Genomic DNA, 3,965 nt, shown 5'->3' on the forward strand with positions numbered 1-3,965 from the left:
TGGATTAACAGTTTTCATAATCAGGGGGAATAAGGCGATGAGTCTGATAAAGGTAGCATAAAAGCTTCATACAATTAGCACATAAAATAACCTACCGATCGACCAGTCAATTTATATGAAGACAAATGGTCAACTACTTATTGAATTTGGAATAACGAACTCAATAACAAGCCTGAATTCACAGAAAATAGTGAATTCGTATCGCTACAAATAAACTGGTCAACAGTGAACTTTTCTGAATCAAACGAATCCTAACTCCCGAGCCCACACATTTTACTATTACCGGGAGTTAAAAAACAGAATGGTAAATCAGATAACACAACTAGCCACTATTTCCAAAACCTCACTAGAGTGCAATTTGTGCCTTGAGCCATTTAATTCTTCTAATAAAAGGCCTATGGCTCTGCAGTGTGGTCATTCTTTTTGCAATCATTGTGTTGATAAGGTTGAAAATCAAACAGTTAATCAACAGTGTGGGGATATTTCAAAAGATAATGATATAGCCAGTGGGTGTGACTTGGCTGAAAGAAAATGTAAGACAACTTCAGCACTGTGTCCAACATGTAGACGGCCCCTGATCAAAACAAATACCAACTTCAAACTATCAGAGGTCATAGACAGTGTTTACCAGCCGGGTAATGACAAAGAACACCAGAAGCCATCGAATCACACCACAACATCACTGGCCCCGCAAAATAACAAGTCACCACATAAAGCAAATACAGTTCCAAACAATGCCACTTTGAGTAGGAAACCAGACTCACCAATTCTCCAGAAAAACCATAGTCCTGGTTCGCACCGGGCTGTTACGGCTCAACCTAAAAACATTAAAACTGAGTGTCAGCTACCCCCTGATATTATCACCGAAAGTATTAACGAATGTAAGGCATTCATCCCCGATCCAGTTGAGGATGAAGCCAGTACTAATTCAGAAAGAACTGCCTTTTGTAATAACAGAATCAAGCGTACATTTGAAAGGGCTGCGTGTTTTTGCACTATAACTCCATGCTTAATGGCGTCACTTGCTGGCTGTTCGTATCTAACCACTGCCTGTCTCAAGCAAATAATCTGCTATACGCTTCCTTATGGCTCTTCCGTTCCATTTCACCTTGACTGCGCCGCCACAGCTTGCAGTTTAACTTTGGGAGCGCTTCCTGGATTGAAGTGCGCAGTGAACTGTTTTGAAAAACTAAGTATGCCTTATGATAAATACTGGTTTATCCATCTCGTCTCAAAAGAAGATATAGAGCTATTTTTGAAAGAAAAACCGTCTCCGGAAGATATCAATTATCTTGAACGTCGTGTAAGCACCCTAAAACGCAAAATTAAAAACAATACTATGGAGCTTGTACAATTGATACTTAAAAAGGAGTCTACCGAAGCATCCCTGTACGAAACATGTTTTACCCCACACATCGGCAACACTACCGAACGGTCATCCTATTTAAGAAAAATATTAACAGAAGAAGGAATTGAAAGTCTTGACTGGTGTTTGGAACAATCTAAAAAAAATTACCAACAAACCAGCGATCAACCAGAAAGACAGTCTCCTGATTCATCTGAAACCTTCGTTGTTCGAAGAGTATTAGCCAATTTAAATGCAACCTGAATCCGTGACTTCTTAATTTATCCCAAGAAATCGGAGAATTCGGAAACCCTTATAGCGCAAAGGCCTGGTGATTATTGATCGCTGAAAAATGGTGTTTTTTTTGATTATTCAAAAATGCACTCAGCAGCTGAAAAAAATGAAATCACTATTTATAGCCTGTAAGTTACGCGTAGCAATGGATGTTACGAAATCCCTCTGTCACGGATTCAGGTGAAAGACAGCTCAACTTAGGAATGTCCCGGAATAAGTTTCCTATATTCTGAGGCTCAAAACTCCGTTCGGGATGAGCCTGTTGAAGTCCGGTGGCAGCATCCTTCGACGAGCTCAGGATGAACGGAGTCCGAGTTCAAAATGAAACAGTTATTTAAGGACAGTCCTTAACAGAATACAGGTACTACGGTTTTGGACCCTTTGTCAGAATCAGGTTTTCAGCATGCTCCTGCCAAATGTTTCAGGATTCGGGGAATGAAGGCTGCTTTGATTAAACACCCGCCCTCCGCTCCCAACCGATACCCTGAGACAACTGGCTCACTTTCATCTTTATCGCATAAAAACCCTGTTTAAGGCTATAATCCGTTCCCATCGGTACAGCGGTGAAAATCATAACAACGAGTCGGGGTAATAACTTGAAACCGATCAAGGTAGGTATTTGTGGACTTGGCACTGTTGGTGGTGGCACCTTCAATGTCCTTCAACGTAACGCCAGCAGTATTGCTGCCCGGACCGGTCGACCTGTCATCATTGAGCAGGTCGGCGCCCGCCGGGACAATCCGAATTGCGATACCGGGAACATTAATGTTACCCGGGATATTTTTGCAGTCGCCCATAACCCTGACATCGATATTCTGATAGAAACCATTGGCGGTTATGATGTTGCCAAGGAACTGATTCTCACGGCCATTGAGCAGGGAAAGCATGTTGTTACCGCAAACAAGGCTCTGATCGCCGAGCATGGTAATGAGATCTTTCAGGCAGCCCGCGATAAAAATGTCATCGTCGCCTATGAAGCAGCGGTCGCCGGTGGCATCCCTATCATCAAGTGCCTGAGAGAAGGATTATCTGCCAATAAAATCAACTGGTTGGCCGGTATTATTAATGGAACAGGTAACTATATACTGACTGAAATGGGTGACCATAACCGTCCATTCGAAGATGTCCTGAAAGAAGCTCAGGCACTGGGTTACGCTGAAGCAGACCCGACCTTCGATGTTGAAGGTATTGATGCCTGCCACAAGCTGACCATCATGGCCTCTATCGCCTTTGGCATCCCCCTGCAGTTCAGCAAAGCCTATACCGAAGGCATCAGCAAAATCACCCCAAGCGATATTCAATATGCCGCATCCCTGGGTTTCAGAATCAAACATCTGGGCGTTGCACGTCAATCAGAAAAAGGGATTGAGCTTCGGGTGCATCCAACCCTGATTCCTTCTGACCGCCCTCTGGCCAATATCAATGGTGTGATGAACGCTGTCGTGGTTCAGGGTGATGCGGTTGGCCAAACCATGTACAGCGGCCCGGGCGCTGGTGCTGAGCCCACTGCTTCATCGGTGATTGCCGATATCATCGACATTGCCAGAACCATTGATGTTCCTGACTCAGCAGTTAACGCCCTTGGATTCTCTGCTGACAGCCTGAGCGACTCGTTGCCAGTATTGCCAATTACAGCGACAGAGTGCTGCTTCTATCTGCGTATCCATGTGGATGATCATCCGGGCGTCATGAATTCAATCACCCGGGTTCTTAGCAGCCATGGCATTAACATCGATGCCATTACCCAGAAAGTAACCCGGGAAGATGATGGCTGTGCCGATATTGTTATTCTGACCCACAATATCCGTGAAGCCACCATGAACAAGGCCATTACCGAACTGGAAGCACTGGAGGATATTAAATCCTCCATCACCCGGATTCGCGTTGAAACCATGGCCTGACACTCCTGACTGAAGCCGCCTTCTACTTACTCAAAGCAGGCGGTACTATCACCTCAATCAGTCACTGCAATCTGGCACAGTAATAAACAGACAGACGGAATTCCCAGTGAAATACATCAGTACCCGGGGACAGGGACAACCCAAAGACTTTCAGGATGTACTTCTGGCCGGCCTCGCAGATGACGGCGGCCTTTATGTACCTGAATCCCTGCCACAGTTCAGTCCTGAGAAAATTCGCTCCCTTAAGGGGCTGCCCTACAATCGATTAGCCTTTGAAATCATCAAGCCATTTGTTGGTGGCACCATTGCTGACGACAAACTCAGACAAATGATTGATGAAAGCTATGATGAGTTCAGTCATCAGGCTGTCGCCCCTTTACAGCAACTGGGCAGCAACCAGTGGGTGATGGAACTCTTTCATGGCC

General features: G+C 44.9%; 2 protein-coding genes and 1 pseudogene. All 3 read left to right on the forward strand.

The genetic code is table 11. From position 1 onward, the window contains the following. Positions 1-301 precede the first annotated feature (301 nt). Positions 302-1,609 carry a hypothetical protein gene (locus RM811_RS10295; protein ID WP_402523679.1) on the forward strand — a complete coding sequence of 436 codons (1,308 nt, stop codon included), beginning with the start codon at positions 302-304 and terminating at the stop codon, positions 1,607-1,609. Positions 1,610-2,235: 626 nt separating this feature from the next. Then, entirely contained in the window at positions 2,236-3,540 is a 1,305-nt protein-coding gene (locus tag RM811_RS10300; protein WP_402523681.1) for a homoserine dehydrogenase, read from the forward strand. 106 nt (positions 3,541-3,646) lie between these two features. Beyond that, positions 3,647-3,965: pseudogene (locus RM811_RS10305) on the forward strand (threonine synthase); the annotation flags it as partial.

Origin of the sequence: Endozoicomonas sp., assembly GCF_031844845.1 — a bacterium.
Classification (GTDB): Bacteria; Pseudomonadota; Gammaproteobacteria; order Pseudomonadales; family Endozoicomonadaceae; genus Endozoicomonas.

Coding starts and splice junctions, on each gene's coding strand:
- RM811_RS10295 (WP_402523679.1), top strand. CDS start 302: ATGGTAAATCAGATAACACAACTAGCCACTATTTCCAAAACCTCACTA.